Below are 22,796 nucleotides of genomic sequence, written 5' to 3'. Positions count from 1 at the left end.
TCAGTACCCCCCGAAGTGGTAGGGGGCCACCAACGGATTGCCCGCGGTGTAGGGGCTGGGCATCTGGCCGACGGTTCTCCCCCACTGCATTTCCAGCTCGGTGAGGTTGCCTTCCCAGCGTGTTCCGGTGAAGATGCCGCTGTCGATCCGGCTCAGCGTCAGGTCGACGACCAGGCTGATGTTGGCGAAGTCGCCGCGGAACCAATTGGGGATGTTGCTCTTGACCCAGGGATAGGTGGACAGGAAGTCGAGGCCCTGCGTCAGCGCCGGACCGGCGTCGGCCAGCGAGCGCAGCACTGGGGCGATGTTGCGCAGGTTGGCCACCAGCGACTCCCTGCTCTGCTCGACAGTGGAGACGGCGATGGCGCTGAACTTTCCGAGCGCGTCGGCGGCGTCGGCGATCTTGGTGCGCTCCTGCGCCAGCACCGCCAGTGCCTGCGGGATCGTGGTCAGTGCCCGCTCGACGGTTCGGTTCTGTCGGGCGAACTGGCCGACCAGACCGTTCAGCTTCTCGGTGGCCGAGATGATGTCGTCGGTCTGATCGTTGAGTGCGGCGATGAAGGTGTCCAATTGCGTGAGCAGGCTGCGCATGTCGCTCTCACGTCCCGCCAGCGCGCGAGCAAAGCTCTGGTTGATCTCCTGAAGCTGTGCCAGTCCGCCACCGTTGAGCAGCAGCGAAACCGACGCCAGGGTCTGCTCGGTGGTCGGATAGGTGGCGGCCTTCGACAGCGGGATGACGGCGCCGTCTTGCAGTTCGCCGCGCGGCGGCTCGTCGGTCGGTGGCGCCAACTCGATATGCATCGAACCGAGCAGGCTGGTCTGTCCGACCTTGGCGGTGCTGTTCGCCGGCAGGTGCACACTGTTGTCGATGCGCATGGTCACCAGCGCGTGCCAGTCCTGGACCTCGATCTTGGTCACATTGCCCACGTTGACGTCGGCGACCCGCACCCGTGAGTTCTGCTGAATGACCACGACATCGGGTAACTGGGCCGAGATCGTGTAGCTGCCGTCGCCGCGTCCGGTGCCCGGCAGGCTCAGCGAGTTCAGGCCCCGCCACTGGCAGCCGGTGGCCCCGGAGGCAATGGTGATGCTCAGCGCGATGACCACGAGCCGCTTCATGGGGTGCCCTCGGGAGGAGCCGACGGCAGCAGCAGGCCGGGCAGTCCCAGCTCGGGGTCGAGGGGTTGGCGGGGCGGTTCGGCCGGCTGTTGGGCAGCGCCCGGCCGGAGCCGGTCTTCGCTGTAGGTGATCTCGTTGGGCCGCGCCGCGGTGCCCACGAACGGGTTGCCGCCGATCGGCAGGAAGTTGTACTGGCGGTTCTTGATGATCGGCGCCAGATATTGCACGCACAACTTCGATGCCTGCAGTGAGTTCGCCCGCGCCAGAGCTTCGATGCCGCCGCAGATGAATTGGACGGTGGTGGCGAAGTTCCCGAGCGCCATCACCCCGGTGATCGCACTTTGGGCCGGCTGGTAGATGTTCACGAAATTCTGGAATACCGAGGGGGCGATGTGCAGCACCTGTTTGAGGTCGCCGCGGCTTTCGTTGAGTGCGGTGGTGATCGCCGTCAGGTGATCGACGGTGACGCCGAAGCCCTCCCGGTTCTCGCCGATGAATCCGCGTAGGTCGTTGACCACGCCGTCGAGGCTCGTCATCGCGTCGGCGAATTCGCGGGGCGAATTGTTCAGCAAGGTGGTGATATCGGCGAGGTTGACGTTGAACGCCGCCAGCAGGTCGCTGCTGGAGGTCAGCGCCGAGATCAGCAGTTGCATGTTGCGGACCGTGTTGAAGATGTCGGTGCTGTGATCGCCCAGCGCCGACATCGCCTGCGACAGTTTGATCACCGTCTCGCGTGCGGTGTCGCCCTGACCCCGCAGGTTGGCCGCCGCGGTGTTGACGAAGGCGCCGACGGCGCTGCGGCCGGCGGTGTCAGACGGCTGCAGCGAATCGGTGAGCTTCTCCAGCTGCTGCCGAAAGTCGTCCCATTCGACCGGAACCGCCGTGCGGTCCTGGCCGATGCTGGCACCGTCGGCCAGTTCGGGGCCACCGGTGTAGGCCGGGACAAGCTGGATCGCCCTGGCGCTCACCAGCGACGGCGACAGGATCGCCGCCCGTACATCGGCGGGTACCTGGTACTGGCGGCCGACGGAGAAGGTCACCTTGGCGGTGTCCGGGAAGGGTTCGATGCGCTCGACGGTGCCGACGGCAACCCCCAGGATGCGGATCTCGTCGCCGGTGTAGAGCCCGTTGGTGTTGGTGAAGTAGGCGGTGTAAACGTGCTTGCGCAGCTGCGCCCAGGGCGGGCCGGCCACCAGGAACACTGCGCTGACAAGGCTCGACACCAATACGGCTGCGGTCGCCAGCCGCAGGAGTCGCGCGCGGCTGGCCGGCAGGGTTACACCGGCCACGGAGTGCGTGCCCATGTCAGTTGCCCCCGTCTGCCGCCGGACCGAGCGCGGGCGGGCCTGGGGGTGGTCCGCCCGGTGGCGGCGCCGGCAGCGGCTCTCGGTAGGGATAGCGCGGGTCTCCGGGTTTGCCGGTGATGGCGTCCGGCAGGGTCAGATTGGGTTCGCCGCCCTGTCCGGTGCGAGGAAACGGCATCGGCAGTGGCGGGGTGCCGGGCTGGCCGACGGCCGGGTCGTTCAGCTGCGAGGGCAGCAGCACATTGGGGTCCAGACCCAGATCGGAGAAGGCGGCTTCGATGGCCGGCTGCGCCAGTTGGCCCGGGATCAGGTTCACCACTGAGGCTTTGAAGAACGGCCCGGATCCCAGCACCTCGCCGAACGACATGGCGTAGCGGCGAAACAGGTAGAGCGTGCGCTGCAGGTCGGCTCGGCGGTTGTCGAGGATCTCCAGGACGCCGTTGAGCTTGTCCACCGCGGGCTTGAGTTGCTGACGGTTGTCGTCGACCACGGCCGACACCTGTCGCGATACCGCGGTCAGATTGGCCATCAACGCGTCGATGGAATTGCGTTGTGACAACAGTTCGCTCAGCAGGGCGTTGCTGTTGGCGACCAGGCCGGCGATCTGTTCGCTGCGCCGCGCCAGTACCCCGGTGACGTTGTTGGCGTCGGCCAGCAGTTGACGCAGCGTGGCGTCGCGCTTGTCGAGGGTGTCGGAGAAACGAGCCACTCCTTGCAGTGCCATCTTGAGGTCCGGTGGGGTGTCTTTGAAGGTCTCGGCCAAGGTGGTTAGCGCCGAGGACAGCTGGGTGGTGTCCAGGCCGCTGATGACGGCGGTCAGATCTCCCAGGGCATCCGGCAAGTCGTAGGGCGACGTGGTGCGTTCCACCGGTATCGGACCGGTGAGATGGCCGTCGCCGCGCGGGGTCAGTTCCAGGAACTTGTTGCCCAGCACCGTCTCGGTCTTGATCGCGGCCTCGGTCCGGTCGCCGAGCACGACTCCCTTGCGGACCGTGAACGTCACCCGGACCCGGTTGCCCTCCAGCCGCAGACCGGCAACCCGGCCGACGTCGAGCCCCGACACCCGGACGTCACTGTTGGATTTGATGCCGCCGGCCTCGGTGAAGTAGGCGGCGTAGTCGGAGGTGCCCTTGACCAGCGGCAGCCTGTCATAGCTGAACACCGCCACCACCAAGGCGATCAGCAGGAGTATGCCGGTGACGCCGACCGCGGGCCGGTTGCGTTCGGCCAGCGGTTTGATGGTGATCCGCGGCAGCTTCGGTCTGGTCATTTCGGGGCGCACCGTCCGGTCGTCTGGTTCATGATCTTGGAGTAGAGCGGTTGGCCGCCTTTGCCATTCACCTTGATCACCAGGTCACACATGTAGAAGCCGAAATAGTCGCCGTAGAGCCCGTTGCGCGCCAGAACCTGGTAGGCGTCGGGCAGTGTCTTGACCAGGTCGTCGACGTAGTCGCGGTCGGCCATCACTTGGCCGGCGGCCCGATCGGTTTGTGCCACCACGTCACGAATGGGTTCGCGGGCCACGGTCAGTAGGTCGGCGACCGTGCCGGCGGCGGCGTTGATGTAGGCCACGCCCTTGGTGATGTCGGTGCGGCGATCCGCCAGGCCCTGGACCATCTGGGTCAGCGAGTCCAGCCCGTGTCCGAATTCGCGGTCGCGGGTGCTGAAGGTGCCCAGCACGGTGTTGAGGTTGGTGATCACCTGGCCGATCAGTTCGTCGCGGCCGGCCAGCGTCGTGGTCAATGCCGAGGTCTGCGCCAACACCGAGGCGATGGTGCCGCCCTGGCCCTGAAATACCTTGAGCAGTTCGCCGCTGAGCGCGTTCACCTGGTCGGGGTCCAACGCGCGGAACAGGGGCCGGAATCCTCCGATGAGGGCATCCACGTCGAGTGCGGGTTGGGTCCGCGTCAGCGGAATGGTCTGGCCCGGTTGCAGGGTGCGTACCGACCCCGCGCCTTGCTCCAACGACAGGTAGCGGTCGCCGATGAGGTTTTCGTAGCGCACCGCGGCCCGGGTGCCCTCGGTGAGCGTCAGCCCCCGGTCGATCGAGAAGTCGACCGTGACGGTGCCGTCGGGATGCAGCGCCATGTTGGTGACCTTGCCGATCTCGACACCGGCGATGCGAACGAAGTTGCCGCCCTTGAGTCCCGACACGTTGGTGAACTCGGCCCGATAGCCGACCCGGGAGTCGAATCGGAACTGTCCGAAGACCGTGACCAGGATGAAGATGAACACCAAGCACGTCACCGTGAACAACACGACCCAGGTCAGGGTCTTGCCGATATTGCCTCTCATGGCGACTCCGGCCCGGGCGCGGGCGGTCCGGGATAGCGGATTCTTGGCGGTTCCGGCTCGGGCTTGGTGACCGGGAAGTAGTTGGCGAAGCCGGGAAAGCCGATGCCCGGGTTGGGCCGAACGTCCAGGCCGGTGCCGAATCCGGTGTCGGTCACCAGATACTTCACCGGGAAGTTCTTGCTAACGTCGGGCAGCGAGCCGCAGCTGGGCCTGCCGCCGGGTCCGCCCCGGGCGTTGACCAAAGGCAAGTTGTCGGGGTAGCGATACGGGTCGTCGCCGGCGAGCATCGCGGCGTCCATGATGACCGATCTACCGTTGCCGCCCATGGCGTCTCGTCCGCCGTTCTCCAGGAACCATTGGGCCCCTTGGAACAGGCAGGTGTAGGTCGGCGAGTACTCCTCGAGCAGATCGGTGGTCGGCGCCATCAGGTTGAGCGCTTGAACCAGTCCGGGCTGGTTTGCGCCGATGGTGTCGATCCCGGTCGCGGAGAATCCGACCGCGGCGAGCAGCAGCGCGTCGAGTTCGCCGGCCTGGCCGGACAGGGTGGTGCTGGTGGTGGAGGCGGAGTCCAGGATTTCCAGGATGTTCTGCGCGGCAACGGAATATGCCTGGGTGGTCTGGCCGAACAGTTGCCAGTCGCGCTGCACGGTCGGCATGCGTGGGTTCACCGCTGTCAGCATCGTGTTGGCGCCGGTGATCGCGCGCCCGATGAGGTCTCCCCTGCCCCGCACCGATTCGGCCACCGCCGAGAGCACCGAATTGAGCTTGGCGGGGTCGATGGCGTGCACCACCGCCTGCAGGTTCTCGAACATGGTGTTGACTTCCACCGTCACGTTGCGTGAGCGCAGCACCGCGCCGGCCTTGAGCCGTTGGCCACTGGGTCCGCCGGAGGGAATGACCAGATCGACGTACTTGGCGCCGAACGCTGTACTGGACTTGATCTCGGCTTCGATGTTGCTCGGCAGGTATCCGAAGGGCCGCGGGTACATCTTCAGATTCAGGGTGGACAGTCGGGCGTGGTCGTTCCCCGGCTGGCTGCCAATGGATCTCACCTCGCCGATCTGAATACCGCGAAGTTTCACCTTCGCCCCGTTCTCCATCACCAAGCCGGCTCGATCGGAGACCAGCGTGAGAGGGACATAGCCCCGGAACGCTCCGGAGAACAGCAGGGCGGTCATGGCGCACAAGGCCACGATCACCACCACCAGGACGGGCGACCACCAGATCGGGTCGATCCCGCCGCGGCGGGCTCTGTTGTGGGTGCTGATGCTCATCGACTCACCCCGCCTCACCCCGCCTCACCCCGACAGGTGGAAGTTGCCGGACTGTCCGTAGACGGACAGTGTGATGGTCAGCAGCACAAACACCGTCGCGGTGACCGAGGTTCGCACGGCGCGGCCGACGGCCTCACCCACCCCGGCCGGGCCACCGCTGGCGGTGAAGCCGTAGTAGGTGTGCACCACCATGACCGCGGTGGCCATCGACAGCGCGGCCAGAAACGACCACAGCAGATCGGTGGGCTCTAAGAAGGTGGAGAAGTAGTGGTCGTAGACGCCCCGTGACTGCCCGTAGATGACGGTGGTGCCGAACCGAGTCGCCAAGAACGCCATCAGCACCGCGACGGTGTAGAGCGGGATCACCACCAGCACGCCGGCCACGATCCGGGTGGCGGCAAGGTAGGTGATCGACCGAATGCCCATTGCTTCTAGCGCGTCGATCTCTTCGTTGATCCGCATCGAACCGATCTGCGCGGTCGCACCGGCACCGATGGTCGCGGCCAGCGCCACCCCGGCGGTGGCCGGGGCGATGAACCGGACGTTGAGGAAGGCGCCCAGGAAACCGGTCAGTGCTTCAATTCCGACGTTGGACAAGGTGTTGTAGCCCTGCACGGCGATCAGGGCCCCGGTGGACAAGGTGAGGAAGCCGACGATCACCACGGTGCCGCCGATCACGGCCAGGGCACCGGCTCCCATTCCCATCACCGCGATCAGCCGCAGCACCTCGCCGGGGTAGCGGCGGACCGCGTCGCCGATGGCGGCCAGTGCAGCGCCGTAGAAGGCGGTCTGTTCGCCTACACGCCGGGCGGTCTCCGCGGCCGTCATGGCGCGACCTTCACACCGAAGGCGGTGGCCAGGATGTTGATCAGAAACAGCGCCATGAACGCGAACACCACGGTCTCGTTCACCGCATTGCCCACCGCCGTCGGGCCACCGCCCACCGACAACCCCTTGTAGCAGGCGATCAGCCCGGCGGACAGGCCGAACAGCAACGCCTTGATCAGCGAAACCACTACCTGCGGCAGTCCGGTCAACAGCGTCATCCCGGCCACGAAAGCGCCCGGCGTGACGTGCTGCACGAACACCACGAAGGCATAGCTTCCGGTCAGGCCCACCACCGCGACCACCGAATAGAGCATCACCGCAACGAATGTCGCCGCGATGACGCGGGGAACCACGAGTGCCTCGACGGGATTGACGCCGATCACCTTCATTGCGTCGATCTCCTCGCGAATCGTGCGGGCACCCAGATCAGCGCACATGGCGGTGGCGCCCGCCCCCGACACGACGATGGCGGTGACCACCGGGCCGACCTGGGTGACGGCCGCCAGCGCCGCGCCGGCGCCGGACAGGTCAGATGCGCCGATCTCCAGCAGCACGATGTTGAGCGTGAAGACGATGAGCACGGTGTAGGGAATCGACAGCATGATTGTCGGGACGATCGACACCCGGGCCACGAACCAGATCTGATTGATCAGCTCACGCCACGCCCACGGGGGTCGCGCCATCGCCGCGAACGTCTCGCCGGCAAGCACGACGAAATCGCCGACCGCGATCGCGGGCTTGGTCCAGGAGGGCCCGCTCATCGCTGCCTGCCTCTGATGTTCGCCAACGCGTCAGCCCGTTCGCGCGCGCACGAGCAGACCGGTCGATGACAGCTCCGCCACTGTCCCACCAGATGCGCATGTCACTGCTGATCTCCCGCGCATTGCCACTCCCCTCCTGTAGTTGGCCGAACAGTAGGAGTGCAGGAATTAGCTGTCAACGACCCCAAATGGCCTACTACCGCGCTGTTCACGGAAGCTGCTGGTTGCCAGGCGCCGGCGATTTGGCGCACGGCGATTTAATCGAACCGACCCGAACGACGGCACTCATCGCGTCCCGCAGCGCGGTTTGCGGGCCGTGGCGCACACTCGATAGCACCCGACCGGAAGGACCCCCAGCCATGGCGACGACGATGACGCGCTGGGAACGGCGGGTGAATGCCGGCGATTGGGACGCCGTGGCCGCCGAGCTCGATGAGTGCGGCGGCGCCCTGCTGCCGCGGCTGCTGACCGTCGCCGAGGCCGCGCGGCTGCGGCGTTGCTACGCCGACGACGAGCGCTTCCGTGCCACGGTCGACATGCAGCGCCATCGCTACGGGTCCGGGCAGTACCGGTATTTCGCGGCGCCGGCACCCGATCCGGTCGATGCGCTCAAGCGCGCGCTGTACCCGCATCTGCTGCCGATAGCCCGGGACTGGGCTACCCGGCTGGGCCGCGACGCGCCCTGGCCCGACGACTTCGACGAATGGTTGCAACAGTGCCACCGGGCCGGTCAGACCAAACCGACCGCGCTGATGTTGCACTACGGCCCCGGCGACTGGAATGCACTGCACCGGGACCTCTACGGCGAGTTGGTGTTTCCGCTACAGGTAGTGATCAACCTCAGCGACGCCGCCGTCGACTACACCGGGGGCGAGTTCCTGCTTGTCGAGCAGCGCCCGCGTGCGCAGTCTCGGGGCGTGGCCGTGCAGCTGCCGCACGGCCACGGTTATGTGTTCACCACCCGCGATCGCCCGGTGCGCTCCACCCGCGGCTGGTCGACGGCGCCGGTGCGCCACGGCGTCTCGCCGATCCGCTCGGGTGAGCGCTTCACGCTGGGGCTGATCTTTCACGACGCCGCTTGAAAGACGCCGCTTTAGCGCACGGTTGCCTTACGCCGCAACAGGATCACGTTGTCGGTCAGCACGCCGGTCTGGTCGTCGGGCCCAATGGCGTCGCGCTCGGCCGTCCCGAGCCGTAGCAGCTCCCACTGCGCGTCATCGAGCGTCAATCCCGCCAGTACCTCTTCGGCCGTGGCGAAGTGGTGCTCGTGGACGTGCTCGCCGGCCCATGGCGGCGCGGCGGCGTGGTCGACGATTAACAGTCGGCCGCCCACCGCCACGGCGTCGGCCGCCCGGCGCAGCACTGCTTCGCGTTCCAGTGGCACCGGTGAGTGCAGGAACTGCGCCGACACCAGGTCGAATCGGCCGGCGGGGAAGCTGGTGGACAGATCGTGACGTTCGAAACAGATGCGCGAGATCACCTGGCGCTCTTGAGCCGCGGCGCAGGCACGTTCCAGCGCGTTGGCCGAGACATCGACCGCCACCACCTGCCAGCCGTCTTCAGCCAGCCAGATCGCGTCGGCACCCTCACCGCAGCCCAGATCCAGTGCCCGGCCCGGCGCCAGATCCGCGGTGATCTCGGCGAGCTGGACGTTGACCCGCCCGCTCCACACCGGATCATCGCCACCGTAGAACTCGTCCCAGAATTCGCGCGGGTCGCGCACGGCGTCGGTCATCGGTCTGTGTTCCTTCCGTTCATGACTGGCGGCAACGGCAATCCGTAGTCGTCGGCGGCCAGGCTCTGCACCACCGCCGCCGCGGCGCGGGAGCCCGCCGCGATCGCGGCAGCCACCTGTGGCATCTCCCCCGTCAGGTCCCCGGCGGCAAATACCCCGGGAACCGAGGTGCGGCACGATGGATCGACGCCGACCGGGTCCTGGGCCACGGGACCGGGAGCCGCAACGGCCACGCCGAGGCGCTCGGCCAGCTGATCGCGCTGCCGCAGGGCCGCCGCCACCAGAAGTCCGCGCCTGGGCAACCGATCACCGTCGGCGAACACCACCGCCGACAGCTCGTCGTCGTGCGCGTCCAGCGCCGCCACCGGCCGCTCGTCTACCCGGACGCCGGCATCGGCCAGCCGGGCGCGGTCGTCTGCGTCGAGCTCGGCCGGACCTCCGGTGAGGACCACGATGTCGTCGCTCCAGCACCGCAGCAGCAGAGCCAGGTGAACGGCCCGGGCACCGTCGGCCAGTACGGCCAACGGCAGATCCCGCACTTCCCAGCCGTGGCAGAACGGGCAGTGAAACACCGAACGGCCCCACAGCTGCGCGATGCCGGGGAGATCGGGTGGCAGGTAGGTCATTCCGGTGGCCAGCAGTATGCGGCGGGTTCGTTCTTCGCGACCGCCGAGAAGCCGCACCACGAACTCGCCGTCGACGCTTTCGATGTCTGCCACCTCACCGGCGCGGATCTGCACACCGTAGGAGGCGAGTTCGTCTCGGCCGAGCCGATAGAGCTCGGCTGGCGGACGGCCATCGTGGCCCAGCAAGCCGCCGATTCCGTGCGCGCTGCGGTTGCTCTGCTGGCCGGCGTCGATCAGCAGGGTGTTACGCCGGGCTCGGCCCAGCACCAGACCGGCGCTGAGCCCGGCCGCGCCGCCGCCCACCACGATGCAATCCCAGATTTCGCTCATGCATCGAGCATGCAGCCTCCAGAGCAAAACAGCACGCTCGTTTGCCAACCAGGCAAATAACCCCTAGTGCCCGACTTTCAGGAGGCAGCCACCCCCCAGCCCAGCCAGCGCGAGGTCACCAGCACCAGCCCCAACGACACCGTGGCCACCACCACCAACCCGATGACAGCCACCAGCAGTGGCCGCCAGCCCGCCCGGGCGATCTGCCGAAAGTCGGTGGACAGGCCGACGCCGGCGAACGTCAGCAGGAACGCCCACCTCGATACGTTGCCCAGGCTGGCCAGCTGAGGCTTGTCCAGCCATCCCAGGGTGGCCACCGTCGACACCACCAGGAAACCCAGGACGAATTTGGGGAACTGGCGCCAGATGAACGCCGCCTTGGCCCGAAAACCGGATGCCACCTGGTCAGCCTGCCCGCGCGCCGCCCAGTACACCGCAAACCCCAGCACCACGAACCCGATCAGGGCGTTGCGGACGGATTTCACCAGCACTGCGATCTTGCCTGCCTCATCGGAGAACAGGTAACCGGTGGCGGTGGTCTCGGCGGTGTTGTCCACGGACAGACCAGCCCACAACCCGAACTCATGGTCGCTCAACCCGATCAGGTGGCCCAGCGGCGGCAACACGAACAGGCCCACCGCACCGAGCGCCAGGATGGCGGCAATCGCATAGCTGACGTCGGAGTTCTTGGCCCGGATAGCGCCCTTCGACGCGATGATCGCCGACACCCCACAGATCGAGGTGCCGATGGCCAGCAGCGACCCGAGCTTGCCCGACAAACCGAAAAGGTGCGCTGCGCCAAGGATTATCGCGCCGGCGATCGTCATGTCCAGCAGAATCTGAATCAGGCTGATACCGCCTAGTTTGGCGATGTCACCGAGCACGAATCGAGAACCCAGCGCGACGATGCCGACCTTGAGCCAGAATTCGTAGGTCAGCACGCCCGGCAGAAAGACCCGGTGCAGTCCCACGGTGTTTCGGATTACGAGTCCGATGACGATGGCCCACAACACGTATTCGATGTCGGGCACCGTCGCGTGCAGCGCATGGCCCAGCGCCAGCCACCACCGCTGGGCATACTTGCCGAGCAGGCCCACGGTGAGCAGCAGGGCGAACCCGGGCAGATAGTCCAGCGGGCGCCGGCTGGTGAAGATCGCCTCTGGTTCGGCGTGGCCTGAATCCAGCTGTGTCGTGGTCATTTCCTCACCACGGAATCTTCGGAAGCAAATCGGCCAGGGCCAGCGCAATGAGCACGCCGACCACGAGGTTCGCCCAGCCGTCCACGCCCAACCACTTCATCTGCGGCCTCTCTTCAGCGGTTCGGGCGTAACGGTATGACATCGCCGGTGCGCGATGACAGAGTTCAAATCACCGTCGCTGAAAAGGCGCACTCATGCTTGCCGTCCCACCGAAGGTGCTGGCAACCTGGATTGCTATGCAGGCAAACACGGGCGACGGCGGCGTAGATCTATTGGTGCGGCGTCGACTGCGTGAGCTGCGCACCCAGCAGGGGCTGACCCTGGAGGACGTGGCGACTCGCGCCGGTATCGACGTCTCGACGTTGAGCAGGCTGGAATCGGGCAAGCGACGCCTGGCATTGGATCATCTGCCCCGGCTGGCCGAGGCACTGTCGGTCAGCACCGACGACTTGCTGCGCGCCCCGCAGCACCAGGACCCGCGCGTGCGGGGCGCCTCGCACAGCCACAACGGCATCACCTACTGGCCGCTGACCCGCCACGGCCCGGCCGGGGGTCTGCACGCCTTCAAGATCCGGATCGGTATGCGCCGCCGGCGCCCCGCCGAGTTGCCGGTGCACGAAGGCCACGAGTGGATGTACATGTTGTCCGGCCGGCTCCGGTTGGTGCTGGGCGACGATGATTTCCTGATCGGGCCCGGCGAGGCGGTCGAGTTCTCCACCTGGACACCGCATTGGTTCGGTGCCGTCGACGGTCCGGCCGAGGCCATCGTGATCTTCGGAACCCACGGCGAACGCGTGCACCTGCACGACTGACCCGCAGGCCAGCGGCTACAGGTAGGCCGTCTGATTCACCAGCCGCACCGACGCCGGCCCGTCGCCGTAGAACTCGGCGATGCTCAACGACGCCAGGTCCAGGTGCAGCCGATACAAGATGGCGGGGCCGGCATCCAGCGCCAGGCGCAGCACGGTCTTGATCGGTGTCACATGCGACACCACCAGCACGGTGGTGCCGGCGTGGTCGGCGACGATTCGGTCGCGCGCGGCCTGCACCCGCTGCTGTACGGCGTCGAAGCTCTCCCCGCCGGGGGGCTGCGTGGAGGTGTCCTTCAGCCAGCGGCGGTGCAGTTCGGGATCGCGCTCGGCGGCCTCGGCGAAGGTCAGCCCCTCCCAGGCCCCGAAGTCGGTTTCGGTCAGGTCCTCATCGACGGCCACGTCCAACCCAAGCAGTCGCGCCGCCGCCTCGGCGGTGTCGCGGCAGCGCTGCAGGGGCGAGCTGATGACCGCCGCGATACCGCCGTGCTGGGCCAGGTAGCGCGCCGCGGCATCGGCCTGTTGCCGGCCGGTGTCGGTCAGCGGCGGGTTGCCGCGTCCGGAGTAGCGCCGGTGCACCGACAGTTCGGTCTGCCCGTGCCGCAGCAACAGCAGCCGAGTAGCCGTTCCCGTCGCACCGGTCCAGCCGGGAGCCGCGGGCGCCGTCTCCACCGGCTTCGGTGCAGGCCTGTCGATTCCGGCGGCGGCGTCCATCGCCTCGTTCGCCAGCCGGTCAGCATGGGAATTCTTCTCCCGCGGAATCCAGGAGTAGCGGACATGGTCGAACCTCGACGCCAGCTCGCGGGCCTGCCGGTGCAGCGTGACCAGGTCCGGGTGCTTGACCTTCCACCGGCCGGCCATCTGCTCGACCACCAGCTTGGAGTCCATGAACACCGCTACCTCGGCGGCGCCCAACCGGGCCGCCTCGGTCAATCCCGCGACCAGGCCCCGGTATTCGGCAACGTTGTTGGTGGCAACACCGATGGCCTCCTTGGCCTCGGCGAGCAGCGAGGTGCGATCGGCGGACCACACCACCGCCCCGTAGCCGGCCGGGCCCGGGTTTCCGCGCGACCCACCGTCGGCTTCAACGACGACCTTCATCCCCCCACCTTCACCGGCCAGAGCACTAACCGAAGTTCTTGACCCGCAGCAGGATCGTGTTGCATTCCGGGCACCGCAGGACCTCTTCGGGCTCCGCTGCCGAGATCTTCGCCAGCTGGCCGCGGTCGATTTCGATCCGGCAGGCGCCGCACTGTCCCCCGCGCAACAGGCCCGCGCCGACTCCCGCCGAGGCCCGCTGCCGCTCATAGAGCGCCAACAGCTCGGTGTCGATCTCGGCGGCCAGTCGTTCACGGCTGCCCGAACGCTGGCCGCGGGTGGTCTCGATCTCCTCTAAGGCGGTGTCGATCGCCTCCTGCACTCGGCCCAAATCAGCAGCCAGGCCCTCCAGCACGCTCGCTTCGGCGCTGGCCTGGGTCTGCAGTTGCTCACGCTGCTCCATCAACTCCAGCAGCGAGTCCTCCAAGCTGGATTGGCGCTTCTGCAGGGTCTCCAGCTCATGCTGCAGATCGACGACCTGTTTGGGGCTGGCCTGCCCGGAGTCCAGTAGGGCACGGTCGCGGTCCTCACGCTGGCGCACCGCGTCGATCTCCGACTCGAAACGACCGGCTTGAGCGTCCAAGTCCTCCAAGGCCAGCTCCAGCGCTGCCAACCGATCGGCGGCGGCGGTGTGCTGGGCCTGGATCCGCTCACGCTCCTGCTGTTCGGGAAGGTTCCCGACGCGGTGCGCCATCCGGGCCAGTTCGGCGTCGAGTTCCGACAGTTCCAGCAGTGAACGTTGCTGTGCTTCTGCAGCCTTCATGACTGGCCTCCTTCATGCGCGAGATTCCAGGGGTCGGTGCGCAGCGTGCTGACACGCACCGGCAGCGTCGCACCGAAATGCGAGCGAAGTACATCGGCGGCCTGCGCGCACCACGGGTATTCACTGGCCCAGTGGGCCACGTCGACCAGCGCCATCGACGACCGCCGGGAATGCTCGTCAGCAGGATGGTGGCGCAGGTCTGCGGTGACGTAGACCTGTGCGTCGGCGGCGGCCGCGGCATCCAGCAGGGAATCTCCGGCGCCACCGCAGACCGCCACCCGCGAGACCGCCAGGTCGGGGTCTCCCGAGGCGCGCACACCCCATGAGGTGGCCGGCAGGCCCGCAGCGACGCGGGCGACGAACGCGCTCAACGGCTCCGGGGTCGCCAGGCTGCCGATCCGGCCGATCCCCACCCCGGCGGGCAGCGGCTGCAACGCGAAGATGTCGAACGCCGGTTCTTCGTAGGGATGGGTGGCCAGCAGCGCCGCATGAATCGCCCCGCGGGCCCGCGCCGGCGCCACCACTTCGACGCGCTCCTCGGGAACGCGCTCCACCTGGCCCACTCGTCCGATCGCCGGCGTCGCACCGTATCCGGGCAGGAACTGGCCGGTGCCCGGCACACTCCAACTGCACTGCGCGTAGTCACCGATATGGCCCGCGCCGGCCGCGAACACCGCGGCCCGGACCGCCTCGGCGTGCTCCGCCGGGGTGTAGATCACCCATTTGTCGGTGTCGGCGCGCGGGCCGGCCGGCTCCAGCACCGCCTCCACGGTCAGCCCGAGCGCTGCCGCGAGCGCGTCGGAGACCCCCGGCGAGGCCGCGTCGGCATTGGTGTGGGCAGTGAACAGCGCCCGACCGGTCCGGATCAGCCGGTGCACCAGCGAGCCCTTGGGAGTGCTGGCCGCCACGGTGTCCACCCCGCGCAGCAGCAGCGGATGGTGGGCCAGCAGCAGGCCGCCCTCGGGCACCTCGTCGACCACCGCCGATGTGGCGTCGACCGCGATCGTCACCGAGCTCACCAGGTCATCGGGGTCACCGCAGACCAGCCCGACCGAGTCCCAGGAGTGGGCCAGCCCGGGCGGGTAGGCCGCATCCAGTACGTCAATGACGTCAGCCAGCCGCGCGGTCACACTGCAAGACAGTAGTGCGCCACCCGGCGAGCTCTCCGCGCACGTCGGGGACAATGGGACCGTGACGCGCACGAGCACCGCCGCCGCCGAATTGGTCATCTTCGACCTCGACGGCACCTTGACCGACTCCGCGGCCGGGATCGTCGCCAGCTTCCGGCACGCGCTGGAGCACATCGGCGCGCCGCTTCCCGAGGGTGATCTGGCTGCCCGGCTGGTCGGCCCGCCGATGCACCACACGCTGGCCGCGATGGGCCTCGGCGAGCAGACCGAAGCCGCGGTCGCCGCCTACCGCGCCGACTACACCAGCCGCGGATGGCAGATGAACACCATGTTCGACGGCGTCACTGAACTGCTGCGCGACCTGCGAGACGCCGGGGTCCGGTTGGCCGTGGCTACCTCCAAAGTGGAGCCGACGGCGTGCAAGATCCTCGCGCATTTCGGGCTCGACGGTTATTTCGAGGTGGTCGCCGGCGCCAGCGTCGACGGCACCCGGGCCGCGAAGTCCGATGTGGTGGCCCACGCTCTGGCTCAGCTGGCGCCGCTGCCCGCGCGGGTGCTGATGGTGGGCGATCGGCGCCACGATGTGGACGGTGCGGCCGCGCACGGCATCGACACGGTGCTGGTCGGCTGGGGCTACGGCCAGACCGACTATGCGGGCACCGCCGATGCCGGCCTTGATTCCCCCGACGGTCCCCTCGCCTGCGTGCAGACCGTCACCGAACTACGGGAGGTGCTCGGTGTCTGAGCCGATGCTGCATGTCACGTTCGTCTGCACCGGCAACATCTGCCGCTCGCCGATGGCCGAGAAGATGTTCGCCCACCAGCTCGCCCAGCGCGGGCTGGGCGGCACCGTGCGGGTGACCAGCGCCGGGACCGCGGACTGGCACGTGGGCAAGGGCGCCGACGAACGCACCAACCGGGTGCTGCGCGACAACGGCTACCCGGTGGAGCACTGCGCCGCCCAGGTCGGGCCCGACCACGAGGCCGCGGACCTGGTGGTGGCGCTGGGACGCAACCATGTCGGGCTACTGCAGGGGCTGGGTATTCCGGCCGAACGGATCCGGATGCTGCGGTCCTTCGACCCGCGTTCGGGAGCGGCCGTGCCCGACGTCGACGACCCCTACTACGGCGGCCACGACGACTTCGTGCAGGCGTTCGCCGTCATCGCGGCCGCCCTGCCGGGCCTGCACGCCTGGGTCGACGGGCAGCTGGCGTTGGGCGAGAGCGGCTGATGCGACGCCTGGCCTTCCTGCTGCGCCCGAGCTGGCTGGCTCTGGCGGTGGTGGTGCTGGGCTTCGCCTACCTGTGTTTCACCGTGCTGGCGCCGTGGCAACTGGGCAAGAACACCACCACCTCTCGCGCGAACAGCCAACTCGAGCACGCGTTGACCGCCGACCCCATGCCGGTGACCACGATGCTGCCGCATCAGGATTCGTCCGCGCCGGACGAGCAGTGGCGGCCGGTGACCGCCACCGGGCACTACCTGGCCGAAAAGCAGGTGCTGGTGCGGTTGCGGTCGATCGACGGAGTGCCGGCGGTGGAAGTGTTGGCCCCGTTCGCGGTCAAAGGCGGGCCGACCGTGCTGGTGAATCGCGGCTTCGTGCGCACCGACGACGGCGGCGCGCGGCTGCCGGACATTGCGGCACCGCCTGCCGCCGAGGTCACCATCACCGCGCGGCTGCGTGACTCCCAAGGCGCCATCCCGGGCAAGAACCCGTTCACCGAGAACGGTTTTCGCCAGGTGTACTCGATCAACACCGAACAGGTCGCGACGTTCACGGGTGTTCCGCTGACCGGGTCCTACCTGCAGCTCGTCGAAGATCAGCCCGGCGGCTTGGGTGTGATCGCGCTGCCGCGCCGGGATGCCGGCCCGTTCCTGTCCTACGGGATTCAGTGGATCGCGTTCGGGATCCTGGCGCCAATAGGTCTGGGGTACTTCGCGTTCGCCGAGCTGCGGGCACGCCGGGCGGAGCGCGCTGCGGCGCCGGCTCAGGCCGGCGAGGCCGGCTCGGCCGAACCCGCGCCACCGATGACCGTCGAGCAGAAGCTCACCGACCGATACGGCCGGCGCCGGTAGGCCCACGACACCGCTGTGCCATCCTGGGGCCATGGTGAACGTCTCGGGTGTCGGGATCTGGAGTGCGCCGCTGCGCTACGGCGATCAGGGTGAGGCCGCCGAAGCGGCCGCCGAATTGGAGGAACTGGGCTTCGGCGTGCTGTGGATACCCGACGTCGGCGGTCCGGTGTTCGACGCGGTGGGCAACCTGCTGTCCGCCACCCGCAGCGCGGTCATCGCCACCGGCATCCTGAACCTCTGGATGCACACTCCGGCCGACGTCGCGGCGTCCTACGCATCACTGACTGCGGCCCACGGTGACCGGTTCCTGCTCGGCATCGGGGTCAGCCACGCTCCGCTGATCGACGCCGGGGATCCCGGGCGATACCGCCGCCCACTGCGGGCGATGAGCGAGTTTCTCGACGGGCTCGACGCCGCCGACGCGCCGGTGCCGGTCGAGTCGCGGGTGCTCGCGGCACTGGGCCCCAAGATGCTCGACTTGGCCGCCTCCCGCAGCCGCGGCGCCCACCCCTACCTGACCACCCCCGAACACACCCGGTTTGCCCGCGAGCAGCTGGGCGAGGGGCCGTTGCTGCTGCCCGAGCAGACCGCGATCTTGTGCGCCAGCCGCGAGGAAGCGCGCGCGATCGGCACCAAGTGGCTGGGCTCTTACCTGGCGCTGCCCAACTACGCCAACAACCTGCTGCGGTCAGGCTTCTCCGAGGACGACATCGCCTCGGTCAGCGATCGGCTGTTCGACGCGATCATCGCCTGGGGAACCCCGGAGACCGTGCTCAGCCGGGTCGCCGAGCACCAGGCCGCCGGAGCCGACCACGTCTGCGTCCAGCTGCTGGATGCCGACCCGCGCGCGTTCCCGCGGGAGCAGTGGCGGCAGCTGGCCGCAGCGCTGGGCTGAGCCTCAGCCGACGGAACGCTCTGCGCCGGACCAGAACTGGGCGCGCACGGCCTTCTTGTCCGGCTTGCCCAGCGCGGTCACCGGCACCGAATCGGCAATGATCACCTGCTTGGGCGACTGGACCGAACCCTTGCGCTCCTTGACCGCGGACTGGATCTCGGCGGTCATCGTGGCCACCGCGGCGGCATCGCTGTCCACGCCCGGACGCAACACCACCACCGCGGTCACCGCTTCGCCCCATTTCTCGTCGGGGGTTCCGATCACGCACACCTGGGCCACCGACGGGTGCTCGGCGATCACGTCCTCGACCTCGCGGGGGAACACGTTGAAGCCGCCGGTGACGATCATGTCCTTGGTGCGGTCGACGATGTAGTAGAAACCGTCCTCATCCTCGCGGGCCAGGTCGCCGGTGTGCATCCAGCCGTCCCGGAATGTCTCAGCGGTGGCCTCGGGAAGCTTCCAGTAGCCGCCCGACAGCAGCGGCCCGGACACGCAGATCTCGCCAACCTCACCCTGGGGCACCGGGTTGCCGGCGTCGTCGAGCAGCGCCACCCGGGCGAACAGCGTCGGGCGCCCGCACGAGGTGAGTCGCTTCTGGTCGTGATCGCCCTTGGCCAGGTAGGTGATCACCATCGGCGCCTCGGACTGGCCGTAGTACTGGGCGAAGATCGGGCCGAACCGGTCGATGGCCTCCTGGAGCCGGACCGGGTTCATCGCCGAGGCGCCGTAGTAGACCGTCTCCAGCGACGACAGGTCGCGAGTGTGCGAATCCGGGTGATCCATCAGGGCGTAGATCATCGACGGCACCAGCATGGTGGCGGTGATCTTCTGCTCCTCGATCACCCGCAGCACCTCGGCCGGATCGAATTTGGTCAGCACCACCAGCTGGCCGCCCTTGATGATCGTCGGCACGAAGAACGCTGCGCCGGCATGCGACAGCGGGGTGCACATCAGGAACTTGGGGTGCTCCGGCCATTCCCACTCGGCAAGCTGCGTGGTGGTCATCGCGGTGATCGATGCCACGGTGCCGATGACGCCCTTGGGCTTGCCGGTGGTCCCGCCGGTGTAGGTCAGACCACCGATGTGGTCTGGGGCCAGGTCCGCGGCCGCCAGGGGCTGCGGGTCGTACTTGGCTGCCTCGGCGGCCAGATCGACGGCCTTCCCCTCAAGCTCCGGCGGTACCGGGCCGATGGTCAACACCTGGCGCAACGTCGGCACCTTTTCCAGCAGGCCCAGGGCCCGCTCCACGAAAGCCGGTGTGGGATCGATGATCAGCGTGCTGACCTCGGCGTCGGCCAATACGTAGGCGTGATCGTCCAGCGAACCCAGCGGGTGCAGAGCCGTGCGCCGGTAACCCCGGACCTGCCCGGCACCGATGATCATCAGCACCTCGGGGCGGTTCAGCGACAACAGACCGGTTGCGTCAGCGCCGAGCGCGTCGAACGCCTGGATGTACTGGCTGATGCGCGCGGCGAGCTGACCGCCGGTCAACGTGGTGTCGCCGAGGAACAGCACCGGCTTGTCCTTGTTGCGCTTGAGGGCGCCCACGGTCAGGTGCCCGGAATGAATGGGCTGGCGCATGGACTGCGTCGACATCGGGGCTACCTCCACTAGTGCGCGACAACTTGCCCGCTGGACACTACCGACCGCCTCATCCGCCCTTGGGAGGAGCCGAGGGTTGACATCCCACAACCCCCAAGACTTACTATTTGCGCATGCATGCAGATAACGGTCCAGCGGATCGGTTGCCGGAGGATCAGGTCGGCCTGATCGTCGAGGTGTTCCGAATGTTGGCCGACGCCACCCGGGTACAGGTGCTGTGGGCGCTGACCAGCCGGGAAATGTCGGTGAACGAACTCGCCGAGCACGTCGGCAAACCGGCGCCATCGGTGTCACAGCACCTGGCGAAACTGCGGATGGCGCGACTGGTGCGCACCCGCCGCGAGGGCACCACGGTCTTCTACAGCATGGAGAACGAGCACATCTGCCAGCTGGTGACCGACGCCGTCTTCAACGCCGAGCATGCCGGTCCGGGGGTGCCCCCGCATCACCGCGCCGCCAAGAACTTCCCGGTTGCTGCCGGAGAGGCGTTGCCCCAATTGAGGCAGCGAGCCATCGAACAAGGGAGCTGAGCCAGCCATGTCGCACCACAACCACGGTGAAGACCACAACCACGACGCGCCCCACGCGCACGAGCACGCCCATGACGACGTGCACGACGCTCACGAGCACGACCACATCGAGCATGAGCACGAGCACACCCACGAAGACGGGACCGTGCACAGCCATCCGCACACCCACCAGGTGGGCTTAGAGCATGCCGGCCACGCTCATTCGCACTGAGCGCTCCGCAGAGCTCCTGGCAGCGCCTTAGGCAGATAACACGATCAGCAGGGCGATGACGCCGATCAGCACCAGCACGGCAGCCCACAACAACGCGCGTACGCCCGGAGGCTTCGCCGAACGGCCCGTGGGAGTGAACTGAGGGCTGGTCGACGGCGGTACGCCCCACTTGCCGCTCGGCGCCCGTTGCGGAGGAACGGGCGGCGACGGTGGAGTGGGTTCGTCGGGTGTCGGAGAGGTTGTCATTCCCACCGCATTGACGATCTACCGCGAAGTCAAACAACTGGTGGGCGCGGACGGTATCGAACCGCCGACCGCTGGTGTGTAAAACCAGAGCTCTACCACTGAGCTACGCGCCCCTGCCTCGGGCAGGTTACCCGGCCGGTGCCGGGTGCCCAAAACTGCGAGATTGCACTGGCGCAGCAGAAAGTCGTGAAATCCCTGCTTCAGTGCAATCTCGCGGCAAAGGGAGGGCAGCGCCCTACCCCTTGAGGGCGCCCAGGGCGTCGAGCCAGAGCTGCTGGTCGCGCGCCTCCCCGGGCTGCTTCATCTCGGCGAACCGGATGATGCCGGCCTTGTCGATGACGAACGTGCCGCGGTTGGGAAAGCCGGTGTCGGCGTTGAACACCCCGTAGTCCTGGCTGACGGCCCCGTGCGGCCAGAAATCCGAGAGCACCGGGAACAGGAACCCGCTCTCGGTCGCCCAGATCTTGTGGGTGGGCGGCGGGCCGACCGAGATCGCCAGCGCCACACTGTCGTCGTTGACGTAGCTGGGCAGGTGATCCCGCAACTGATCCAGCTCACCCTGGCAGATGCCGGTGAAAGCCAGCGGGAAGAACACCACCAGAACGTTCTTGTCGCCCCGGAAGCTGCTCAGCGTCACCTGCTGCTGGTTCTGGTCCTTGAGGGTGAAGTCAGGGGCCTGCGCGCCGACTTCCAGCATCAACGCTTCCCCGTACGGGACTTGGGCTGCACCAGGCGACTGGCACTCCAGTCCCCCAGGTTGACCGACGACGTCGGCATCAGGCCGGCAGTCGGCGCCGCCTCGGCGATCTCGGCGGGCTGCACGTGGCCGGATCGGCCGGTCTTGGGTGTCAACACCCAGATCACCCCGTCGTCGGCCAAGGCGGTGATCGCATCCATCAAGGTGTCCACCAAGTCACCATCGCCATCGCGCCACCAGAGCAGCACGACGTCGACCACCTCATCGGTGTCCTCGTCGAGCAGTTCGCTGCCGGCGGCCTCTTCGACGTCGACACGGATGTCGTCGTCGGCGTCCTCGTCCCAGCCGAACTCCTGGACCAGCTGCTTGCTCTCGATGCCCAGTTTGCGGGCGAAGCTCGGGGCGTTATCCGCCGCGACCACCGTGTGACCTCCTTCGATCGTCAGTGCTGCCTGTGATGTGAATCATCGTTGCACAGCTCGCCGTGCGGGGCGGGATCAGTGGGCTCAGAAGGCTTTGCACAGCTGCATCCCCCTGTCCCGAGCCCGGTTGAGCTCATCCTTACGAGCGTTGTATACCGACACCGGCGCCTTGGATGAGATCGCGGTCGCCACGCCCCGCGCGGCCTGTGCATAGGTGTTGAATGCGTCGGTCAGGTCCTGCGACAACTTCTCGTTGATCGCCGCGGCGACCTCGTCGGCACTGTGGTTGAGTGCCTCCACCGCGGGCCCGGCGGTTCCGGGGATATCCCCGCCGTTGTTGAACGCCTCGACATACTTGTTCACCACGTCGACGGCGTCGCTGCTGCTGGAGGCAAACCGGCCGCAGGCGCCGCGAACCGCCTGGGTCGTCATCGACTGCTGACGTTGGGTCTCGCGAATGCTCGAGGTGGCCTCCGAAGCCGACACCGACGCCGAGACCGAGGAGCGGTAGGCCGGGGCCTCGGAGGTGTCCGCCTCCGGGGTGCCGCCGATGATGCTGGTACAGCCGACAACGCCCATTGCCAATGCCGCAACCACACCGGCCACCGACGCGCCTACCCGAGCGTGTCGCCGCGTCTGGGCGCGCGAGGCAGTCAGCCGTCGGGTCAGCACAACTTCAAACGTTACCGCGTACTTGCCAGCAAGCCGAGATCAGCCCACCCGGCGGCACTCGCCCACCGGCGGTCGGGTGTCCGGTGGGGCACGATAGAAAAGACGAGACCGGCGAATCGATCGGTCGGTGCCGTCCTGGCCACAAGCCGGGAGGCACATCTTGTCCTCCGAAC

26 protein-coding genes and 1 tRNA gene are annotated in these 22,796 nt (G+C 67.7%); 8 read left to right on the top strand and 19 right to left on the bottom strand.

Annotated elements, in window-relative coordinates; genetic code table 11:
• The 7 genes from RCP37_RS08525 to RCP37_RS08495 are packed head-to-tail and all read right to left on the bottom strand — an operon-like array spanning position 1 to position 7,581.
• Complete coding sequence (locus RCP37_RS08525) at positions 1–1,119, bottom strand: virulence factor Mce family protein (RefSeq protein ID WP_308486456.1); 1,119 nt, start codon at positions 1,117–1,119, stop codon at positions 1–3.
• Complete coding sequence (locus RCP37_RS08520; protein ID WP_308486455.1) at positions 1,116–2,423, bottom strand: MCE family protein; 1,308 nt, start codon at positions 2,421–2,423, stop codon at positions 1,116–1,118. The genes RCP37_RS08525 and RCP37_RS08520 overlap by 4 nt, the downstream gene beginning before the upstream one ends.
• Before the next feature lies 1 nt (position 2,424).
• Complete coding sequence (locus RCP37_RS08515; RefSeq protein WP_308486454.1) at positions 2,425–3,693, bottom strand: MCE family protein; 1,269 nt, start codon at positions 3,691–3,693, stop codon at positions 2,425–2,427.
• Entirely contained in the window at positions 3,690–4,718 is a 1,029-nt protein-coding gene (locus RCP37_RS08510; protein WP_308486453.1) for an MCE family protein, read from the bottom strand. Before RCP37_RS08510 ends, RCP37_RS08515 begins: the two co-directional genes overlap by 4 nt.
• The gene (locus tag RCP37_RS08505; RefSeq protein ID WP_308486452.1) at positions 4,715–5,992 is read right to left on the bottom strand and encodes an MCE family protein; all 1,278 of its coding nucleotides are present in this window, start codon (positions 5,990–5,992) and stop codon (positions 4,715–4,717) included. The genes RCP37_RS08510 and RCP37_RS08505 overlap by 4 nt, the downstream gene beginning before the upstream one ends.
• 24 nt (positions 5,993–6,016) lie before the next feature.
• Complete coding sequence (locus RCP37_RS08500; protein WP_065153560.1) at positions 6,017–6,820, bottom strand: ABC transporter permease; 804 nt, start codon at positions 6,818–6,820, stop codon at positions 6,017–6,019.
• Positions 6,817–7,581 carry an MlaE family ABC transporter permease gene (locus RCP37_RS08495; RefSeq protein ID WP_105295025.1) on the bottom strand — a complete coding sequence of 255 codons (765 nt, stop codon included), beginning with the start codon at positions 7,579–7,581 and terminating at the stop codon, positions 6,817–6,819. The genes RCP37_RS08500 and RCP37_RS08495 overlap by 4 nt, the downstream gene beginning before the upstream one ends.
• A 371-nt stretch (positions 7,582–7,952) precedes the next feature.
• Here RCP37_RS08495 and RCP37_RS08490 point away from each other — a divergent pair, with 371 nt between their 5' ends.
• Complete coding sequence (locus RCP37_RS08490) at positions 7,953–8,663, top strand: 2OG-Fe(II) oxygenase (protein ID WP_308486996.1); 711 nt, start codon at positions 7,953–7,955, stop codon at positions 8,661–8,663.
• A gap of 11 nt (positions 8,664–8,674) precedes the next feature.
• Here the strand turns inward: RCP37_RS08490 and RCP37_RS08485 are convergent, their stop codons facing one another.
• The 3 genes from RCP37_RS08485 to RCP37_RS08475 all read right to left on the bottom strand — a co-directional run bounded on the left by RCP37_RS08485 (position 8,675) and on the right by RCP37_RS08475 (position 11,471).
• A complete protein-coding gene (locus RCP37_RS08485; RefSeq protein ID WP_308486451.1) occupies positions 8,675–9,316 on the bottom strand; it encodes a class I SAM-dependent methyltransferase in 642 nt (213 codons plus the stop codon).
• Positions 9,313–10,272 carry an NAD(P)/FAD-dependent oxidoreductase gene (locus tag RCP37_RS08480; RefSeq protein ID WP_308486450.1) on the bottom strand — a complete coding sequence of 320 codons (960 nt, stop codon included), beginning with the start codon at positions 10,270–10,272 and terminating at the stop codon, positions 9,313–9,315. The genes RCP37_RS08485 and RCP37_RS08480 overlap by 4 nt, the downstream gene beginning before the upstream one ends.
• Before the next feature lie 77 nt (positions 10,273–10,349).
• Entirely contained in the window at positions 10,350–11,471 is a 1,122-nt protein-coding gene (locus RCP37_RS08475; protein WP_308486449.1) for a YeiH family protein, read from the bottom strand.
• A 236-nt stretch (positions 11,472–11,707) separates the two neighbouring features.
• On the opposite strand from RCP37_RS08475, the gene RCP37_RS08470 reads away from it, so the two are divergent.
• Entirely contained in the window at positions 11,708–12,283 is a 576-nt protein-coding gene (locus RCP37_RS08470; RefSeq protein ID WP_308486448.1) for a type II toxin-antitoxin system RelB family anti-toxin, read from the top strand.
• 15 nt (positions 12,284–12,298) lie between these two features.
• Here RCP37_RS08470 and RCP37_RS08465 read toward each other — a convergent pair whose 3' ends face one another.
• Genes RCP37_RS08465 through RCP37_RS08455 form a run of 3 tightly spaced genes read right to left on the bottom strand, consistent with a single transcriptional unit; the run spans position 12,299 to position 15,271 of the window.
• Complete coding sequence (locus tag RCP37_RS08465; RefSeq protein ID WP_308486447.1) at positions 12,299–13,381, bottom strand: bifunctional RNase H/acid phosphatase; 1,083 nt, start codon at positions 13,379–13,381, stop codon at positions 12,299–12,301.
• Between the two features lie 25 nt (positions 13,382–13,406).
• Positions 13,407–14,141 carry a zinc ribbon domain-containing protein gene (locus tag RCP37_RS08460; RefSeq protein ID WP_308486446.1) on the bottom strand — a complete coding sequence of 245 codons (735 nt, stop codon included), beginning with the start codon at positions 14,139–14,141 and terminating at the stop codon, positions 13,407–13,409.
• Entirely contained in the window at positions 14,138–15,271 is a 1,134-nt protein-coding gene (locus RCP37_RS08455) for a Nif3-like dinuclear metal center hexameric protein (RefSeq protein WP_308486445.1), read from the bottom strand. The genes RCP37_RS08460 and RCP37_RS08455 overlap by 4 nt, the downstream gene beginning before the upstream one ends.
• Before the next feature lie 61 nt (positions 15,272–15,332).
• On the opposite strand from RCP37_RS08455, the gene RCP37_RS08450 reads away from it, so the two are divergent.
• From RCP37_RS08450 to RCP37_RS08435, 4 genes are read left to right on the top strand one after another with little or no spacing between them, the layout of a single operon-like run.
• Positions 15,333–16,016, top strand: coding sequence for an HAD hydrolase-like protein (locus tag RCP37_RS08450; RefSeq protein ID WP_308486444.1), 684 nt, complete (start codon positions 15,333–15,335; stop codon positions 16,014–16,016).
• Entirely contained in the window at positions 16,009–16,503 is a 495-nt protein-coding gene (locus RCP37_RS08445) for a low molecular weight protein-tyrosine-phosphatase (RefSeq protein ID WP_308486443.1), read from the top strand. Before RCP37_RS08450 ends, RCP37_RS08445 begins: the two co-directional genes overlap by 8 nt.
• On the top strand, positions 16,503–17,348 hold the full coding sequence (locus tag RCP37_RS08440; protein WP_308486442.1) for an SURF1 family cytochrome oxidase biogenesis protein: 846 nt from the start codon (positions 16,503–16,505) through the stop codon (positions 17,346–17,348). The genes RCP37_RS08445 and RCP37_RS08440 overlap by 1 nt, the downstream gene beginning before the upstream one ends.
• Positions 17,349–17,382: 34 nt before the next feature.
• A complete protein-coding gene (locus tag RCP37_RS08435) occupies positions 17,383–18,243 on the top strand; it encodes an LLM class F420-dependent oxidoreductase (protein WP_308486995.1) in 861 nt (286 codons plus the stop codon).
• 3 nt (positions 18,244–18,246) lie between these two features.
• On the opposite strand, the gene fadD8 is transcribed toward RCP37_RS08435, so the two are convergent.
• On the bottom strand, positions 18,247–19,839 hold the full coding sequence (fadD8, locus tag RCP37_RS08430; protein ID WP_308486441.1) for a fatty-acid--CoA ligase FadD8: 1,593 nt from the start codon (positions 19,837–19,839) through the stop codon (positions 18,247–18,249).
• A gap of 119 nt (positions 19,840–19,958) precedes the next feature.
• Between fadD8 and RCP37_RS08425 the strand changes: the two genes are divergently transcribed.
• Entirely contained in the window at positions 19,959–20,375 is a 417-nt protein-coding gene (locus tag RCP37_RS08425; RefSeq protein WP_308486440.1) for an ArsR/SmtB family transcription factor, read from the top strand.
• Positions 20,376–20,382: 7 nt separating this feature from the next.
• Positions 20,383–20,586: a zinc transporter Slc39a7 gene (locus tag RCP37_RS08420; protein WP_308486439.1), complete on the top strand. Its 204-nt coding sequence runs from the start codon at positions 20,383–20,385 to the stop codon at positions 20,584–20,586.
• A 27-nt stretch (positions 20,587–20,613) separates the two neighbouring features.
• On the opposite strand, the gene RCP37_RS08415 is transcribed toward RCP37_RS08420, so the two are convergent.
• The 5 genes from RCP37_RS08415 to RCP37_RS08395 form a co-directional block, all read right to left on the bottom strand.
• Positions 20,614–20,832, bottom strand: a complete 219-nt coding sequence (locus tag RCP37_RS08415; protein WP_308486438.1) for a hypothetical protein — start codon at positions 20,830–20,832, stop codon at positions 20,614–20,616.
• A 38-nt stretch (positions 20,833–20,870) separates the two neighbouring features.
• Positions 20,871–20,945: transfer RNA gene (locus tag RCP37_RS08410), tRNA-Val, on the bottom strand.
• Positions 20,946–21,067: 122 nt separating this feature from the next.
• Complete coding sequence (locus tag RCP37_RS08405) at positions 21,068–21,529, bottom strand: peroxiredoxin (protein WP_308486437.1); 462 nt, start codon at positions 21,527–21,529, stop codon at positions 21,068–21,070.
• Complete coding sequence (locus RCP37_RS08400; protein WP_308486436.1) at positions 21,529–21,951, bottom strand: DUF3052 domain-containing protein; 423 nt, start codon at positions 21,949–21,951, stop codon at positions 21,529–21,531. The genes RCP37_RS08405 and RCP37_RS08400 overlap by 1 nt, the downstream gene beginning before the upstream one ends.
• Before the next feature lie 84 nt (positions 21,952–22,035).
• Positions 22,036–22,557, bottom strand: coding sequence for an Rv2240c family protein (locus RCP37_RS08395; RefSeq protein ID WP_308486435.1), 522 nt, complete (start codon positions 22,555–22,557; stop codon positions 22,036–22,038).
• Between the last annotated feature and the right edge of the window lie 239 nt (positions 22,558–22,796).

The organism is Mycolicibacter sp. MU0102, from assembly GCF_963378105.1.
In the GTDB taxonomy this organism is placed as follows: domain Bacteria; phylum Actinomycetota; class Actinomycetes; order Mycobacteriales; family Mycobacteriaceae; genus Mycobacterium; species Mycobacterium holstebronense.
This window is presented reverse-complemented; position numbering and strand designations above follow the sequence as displayed.